Raw genomic sequence first — 5,330 nt, forward strand, 5'->3', positions numbered from 1 at the left:
CTTGTTGGGCTTCGAGCCGCAAGGCACCCTCATCTCAAGAGCGAATCAAAGCTGGACACGACACTGATCATGCCCTGAGCCAATTGGTCAGATCCCCCATCACAACCGGCCTTTTACAATGTGAATCATCGCCCAACGCGCGCCCCTTCCCCACCTGTTGACGCCCTGCTTCCCTTCCCACCAGAATTGTTCGCATCTGTCACCCAACGAAATCGGGGATCCCAAGATGGCATGGTTCGTACTACTGGAATGGCCCGGAGCAAAGCCCCTCCGGGTAGCCAACCAAAAGGAGGCCGAGCGTATCGCGGCCTGGCTCAGGACCGCCGTCGTCGATACGATCATCTATCCGGAAGGAGAGTTCCCCGAGGTCAATGAGGCCGGGGAAGTCGTCTACAGGAAGCCCAGAGGCCGAAGCGCGGGAAATGCCTGAGTCCGTGGGTCGGCACGGAGTGAATCGGCTTAAGATCGTGATGTTGGTTCACTGACGAACCAACATCACGATGTCAGCGAGGTCGACACCGACGACAACGGCGCACCCGGCCCTTCCAACCCCTCAGAGCGAGCGCATCGGCGACCTGGCCCGCAACCTCGCAGGGCTGCCTCGTCACCGCGTTCCAGCCGTAGCGCAACGTGACGGCGTCCATCCGCACCGCGTGCGCGTTGTCGCGAAGCATGTCCTTCGACCAGTCGCAGTGGTCGCGCATGCCATCCAACTCGACGATCACGCCCCACTCGTCGTAGAAGCCGTCGACCCCGCCCTCCTGGGTCGACGCCTGACGTCTCGGCACCGGGAGCCGATGCCAAGCGACGACATTGCGCTGGAAGAGCCACTCCAGCCCGCTCTCGATCCCTGCACCGGCGGCCGCACACAGATCCTTGATGGTGCGGGCATGCCTGACGCGCTCACGGTCGGACACCGCGGCGAGGAGACGTTCGGGCGTCGTGCGACGCTGCGCCAGCGCCCGAGCCACGGCGTCGACGACCCCGACCTCGTCGTGATCCCTGGCCAGGTCCACCAGGCAAGCCTCGACCGACAGCCTTGGCGGGGAGCCGCGCCCGACGCGTCGGCCTCGACGAAACGTCACCCTCCAACCCTCCACCGCAAAAGGCCTGGGGGTGCTTGGCGACCAGACGATCACTTCCGCAGGCGGGTCACGGAGAACCCCATTCAGGTAGGCGGCGGCATCGGCGCCGACGACACCGCCAGGCCCCGCGCGGAGCACACCCGCCCACGCCGCTGACTCGAAGGAGACCGACCCGTCGATGTAGAGCCCTGGGGCGATCCGCGCCCACGACGCGGTCAGGCGACGGCAGACCTGCCGGGTCAGGCCGCCGTCGAGCAGTTGCGCGATCATGACGACTCCGCACTGGTCGCGGATCAGACGTGTCACCGCGTCTGGGAGAGGGGTTCTCGACAGCATGCGCCACAGGCTGACACCTGACGACCCGCGCATCGACCCGATCCCGACGCCCAGACAGCACCCGACGCGATACGGACAACACCCGAGTGCTACCTCGTCCCAACCCGCTTAAGATCGCGATGTTGGTTCACTGACGAACCAACATCGCGATCTTAAACCTCATTTCCCGTCAAGCGGCAGGCGCTCAGCCTCAGCTGATCCCTCTGTTGCCTATTGTGGTGGCCAAACGAGGAGACGCCCATGGCATTCAAGGACGCAGCGGCCGACTACATCGACGACGCCAACGCCGTCACGCTCGACGCCCTCCGCGAGGCGATCCTCGCATGCCCCAGCTACACGCCTACCCCGCGCTTCATGCTCGAAGCCCGCCGCCTCGCAGCATCCGGCAGGCACTGGGAGGCGATCAACCTGGTGGCCCAATGGATGCCGGGCGCCTTCCTCAGCCCATCGGCCCACTCCCTGCTCGCCGAATCCCTCGCGGCCGTCGGAGACGACGCCGAAGCAGGGCGCGAGCGATTCCTCACGCGCCTGGCGATCCAGACCCTGATCAGGACCGGAGACGGCAGCCGGGAGCGCCCATGGATCGTGCTTCGCGTCGACGACGAATACGACCTCCTGCGCTGGACCAGACGCACACCCGTCCAACAGCGCCTCGCGATCACAGCCCAGGGCCCACGCGACGTCATCGAGCACGACCGCGGCGAGTCCTGGTTCGCCATCTACCGATCCGCCCGCCCGGCAGGAGCGTCAGCATGACCAGCCAACCGATCAGCACGACGGCGGAGATCGCCGCGCCTTGGGTCTTCGTCGAGGTCACCGACGGCAGAATCACCACCCTGCAGCTCGACCGCACCTCACTGGACCGCGACCGCGAACCCGACCTTGCCGACGCCGTCACCCGGGCGACCAACACGGCGCTCACAAGGCAGGTCGACGACCTGCTCACCTCCCCCGACGAGGTCGACGCCGCCCGCGACCGCGTCCTCACCTTCCTGGGCACGGTGCTCGGAGACACCCCATCTCCATCGGGCACCAGGTCGCGCGACGGCGAGCCCACCGCCAGTGAAACCACTGCCCGCGTCGTCGACGGTGTCATCGAAGCCCTGTGGATCGATCCGACCCTCCTCGACCGAAGCCGCCCGTTCGACGCCGAGAATGCCATCCGCGTGGCGCTCAATGACGCGCTGGAGCGCTACGAGACCACATTCGTCGACGCCGTCGCCGCCGTCGACCCGACCGACCAGTCACCCAGTTGGGATGCCCTGGCGCTAGATGTCGACCGGATAGAGAGGGGCCTGCTGTGAACGATGTCGTCTTCACACCCCAGTCCTGGGTGGCCGCAAGCGAGCGTGTGCAGGAGGCCTCCGATGCCTTCTCCCGCGGCGCACACCGCGTGACGGTGGCAGCAGCCATCGCCGCCCCGTCGTCCTCACCGGTCGACGCGGCCGCCGTGCGCGGCGACTCCGGGCTACTCATCCCCTGGTACGAGCTCGTCGGCAAGGCCGTCGAGGCCCTCAACTCGGATGCGTCGAAGATGGCCGCCACCGGCGCCAACTACGCGCAGATGGAGGAGCGGGGCACCCGCGCCGCCGAGAGATTCTGGAGCTGACCCATGAGTTTCATATTCCTTCTTACAGGCGTCCAACTTCCACAGTTGGCCGCGAGCACCCTCGCCGAGAGGGCAGGCGACTACGGCGCCCTCGCCGCTGCAGCCGCAGCCGCCTCGGCCGAGGTGCAGGAGGCCGTATCGTCGGTGGCGGCGGACAACCAGGGCTCGACGACCGACGCGTTCCTGGCCAACACGCAGGGCAGCGGTTCCGCCGCCGAACACCTGACCCAACTCAGCGAAGCCGCCGCCCGCACCCAGGAGGTGTTCGTGGTCGCGGCCACCCGCCTGGCCACCTGCAAGGTGGCCATGAAGAGCATCGCCAAGGCGGCCGAACAACCGTTCCTACGCGAGCTCCTCAACCCCAACCTCGCCCAGGGGCGCATCCGTCAGATCCAGATCGTGGCTGCCGCGCGTCGCCGACTGGTCGCCGTCGAGTCATCCACGACCAGCGTCATCGACGCCGCATTCGCAGGCCTGATGCTGCCGTCGCCCTTCGCGGTCGAGTACTACACGGCCGTCCCCCCGGAGATCGCCGACGCGTGGGACGACCTGAGCGTGGAACAGAAGCGCCGGTTGATGCAGCTGCTCGCCGATCAGCAAGCCGACCGGCTCGGTATTCCGCGCACCACGATCGAGTTCTACAACGACCCGTCGGACACTTCGATGGGGGTGCGGACAGGCGATGGGAAGCTGCGCATCAACGAGGCCTACTACGACAGCCCAGACATGATCGGGGTCCCCGTTCACGAGATGCAACACATGGCGCAGTACGTCTACATGGACGAATACGACGACATCGCCCGTGATCCCGAATACCTCGACGACGTCCTCGCCGGGCGCGTGCCAGACCCGTTGCAGGAGCAGTACGGCGTCAGCACCGAAGACGTACAGCGCCTGAAGGAGGGGAACGCCAGCCACGTCCGGGACAAGGGGTATTGGGAACGTCCGGTGGAGATCGATGCACGTCGAAGCGGCGACCGTTTCACCGACGGGCTGACGATCCAGGAGTTCGAAGAGCTTGTGAAATAGGCAGGGTGGATGGTTCGGAGGTCCAAGATGGTGAGCCGTAGAGGGGTGCTGATGATGGGTGTCGCTGCCGCGTTGACGGGTTGCGCACCGGGAAACTCCGAGGGTGGCGGCTGCCTGCCGGGCCTGCCAGAACCCGCTGAGGCTGTACCGCCAGGAGGAAGGCAGCTTCCACAACCGATCGTGCTGAGCCCCGACGGATCGCGCGCCGTCTCCGCCACCAGCATCGGCGGCTCCAAGGGGCTGCCGGTCTGGGATGTGTCCACCGGCACGATCAGCGCACACCGGGACGAGTTCACGCGCGGCACGCCGGTGTGGCTCGACGGGAGCCGGGTCGCCTGGGCGGTCGGCGCCGACGCGGCCATCCTCGACGTCGACTCCGGTGAAGCCACGCACCTTCCGCTCGGCCACCGGCTGATCGAGGCCGACGACTCGCCGTCGCTCGGGTCGATCGGGCTGGCCGTCAGCGTCGACGGCGCGACGCTGGCCTCGGCGGGCCACGACGCAACGCTGCGGCTCTTCGGGGTCGCCACGTGTTCGCCGGGCCGGGTGGTCGAACTCGACTTCGGCCCCACCCAGCTCAGCTTCACCGGTCGGCACCTGCTCGTCGGTGGGTCGGACCGGGTTGCCGTCTACGACGCCGCGACCCACGAGAAGGTCGCGCTTCTCGAAAACGACCTGCGAGCGCCAGCCATCGGGACCAGGGACGGCTCGTCCGTTTTCATGGGGGCGACCGGCGAGCACGGCTTCGCGTCGGTCGATCCGCGCAGCTGGGAAATCCGGATGACCTACCCTGATGCGCGGGCCCTGTCGGCGGCGGTCGCGCCGAGCGGGGCGCTGCTGGCGACCTTCGGCACCGACGCCGGCGTCCGCCTGCACGACGTCGCCAGAGGAGGGACCCCGCGCAGCATCGAGTTGCCGTCGAGGACCGGAGGCGTGGTCTTCCTAGATGACGATCGGTTCCTGACGGTCCACCTGGAAGAGGGGCTGCTGGAGTGGGATGTGGCGACGGGCGAGGTGAAGCGGAGCTTCGATCGGCCCTGACGTGCTGCCGGTTGAGCCGGGCCGAGAGGAACGAACGGCCCGTGACGAAACCACCCCGCACACGGTGCAGAAACCCGACCACGGCGTCGGTTGAGCCGGGCCGAGAGGTTCGAACGGCCCGTGACGAAACCACCTGGCACACGGTGCACAGACCTGACCACGAGCCCCCGGACAACGTCACGATGGTTTCGTCACGCCTTGCTCGTACCTCACAAGGCGGCTCAACCGGC

7 protein-coding genes are annotated in these 5,330 nt (G+C 67.2%); 6 read left to right on the forward strand and 1 reads right to left on the reverse strand.

What is annotated here, in order from left to right; translation table 11 throughout:
• Window positions 1-226: 226 nt before the first annotated feature.
• The gene (locus BUC15_RS18340; protein WP_073191441.1) at window positions 227-430 is read left to right on the forward strand and encodes a hypothetical protein; all 204 of its coding nucleotides are present in this window, start codon (window positions 227-229) and stop codon (window positions 428-430) included.
• A gap of 73 nt (window positions 431-503) precedes the next feature.
• Here BUC15_RS18340 and BUC15_RS18345 read toward each other — a convergent pair whose 3' ends face one another.
• A complete protein-coding gene (locus tag BUC15_RS18345) occupies window positions 504-1,421 on the reverse strand; it encodes a hypothetical protein (RefSeq protein WP_073191444.1) in 918 nt (305 codons plus the stop codon).
• A 240-nt stretch (window positions 1,422-1,661) separates the two neighbouring features.
• Here BUC15_RS18345 and BUC15_RS18350 point away from each other — a divergent pair, with 240 nt between their 5' ends.
• From BUC15_RS18350 to BUC15_RS18370, 5 genes are read left to right on the forward strand one after another with little or no spacing between them, the layout of a single operon-like run.
• Window positions 1,662-2,177: a hypothetical protein gene (locus BUC15_RS18350; protein ID WP_073191447.1), complete on the forward strand. Its 516-nt coding sequence runs from the start codon at window positions 1,662-1,664 to the stop codon at window positions 2,175-2,177.
• Window positions 2,174-2,725 (forward strand): hypothetical protein, encoded by a 552-nt coding sequence (locus tag BUC15_RS18355; protein WP_073191450.1) that lies wholly within the window; start codon window positions 2,174-2,176, stop codon window positions 2,723-2,725. The genes BUC15_RS18350 and BUC15_RS18355 overlap by 4 nt, the downstream gene beginning before the upstream one ends.
• Complete coding sequence (locus BUC15_RS18360; protein WP_073191453.1) at window positions 2,722-3,030, forward strand: hypothetical protein; 309 nt, start codon at window positions 2,722-2,724, stop codon at window positions 3,028-3,030. Before BUC15_RS18355 ends, BUC15_RS18360 begins: the two co-directional genes overlap by 4 nt.
• A gap of 3 nt (window positions 3,031-3,033) precedes the next feature.
• Window positions 3,034-4,059 carry a hypothetical protein gene (locus tag BUC15_RS18365; RefSeq protein WP_073191456.1) on the forward strand — a complete coding sequence of 342 codons (1,026 nt, stop codon included), beginning with the start codon at window positions 3,034-3,036 and terminating at the stop codon, window positions 4,057-4,059.
• A 27-nt stretch (window positions 4,060-4,086) separates the two neighbouring features.
• Window positions 4,087-5,100, forward strand: coding sequence for a WD40 repeat domain-containing protein (locus BUC15_RS18370; protein WP_139280364.1), 1,014 nt, complete (start codon window positions 4,087-4,089; stop codon window positions 5,098-5,100).
• Window positions 5,101-5,330: the final 230 nt, after the last annotated feature.

The sequence above is a fragment of the Tessaracoccus bendigoensis DSM 12906 genome, assembly GCF_900141915.1.
Lineage (GTDB): Bacteria > Actinomycetota > Actinomycetes > Propionibacteriales > Propionibacteriaceae > Arachnia > Arachnia bendigoensis.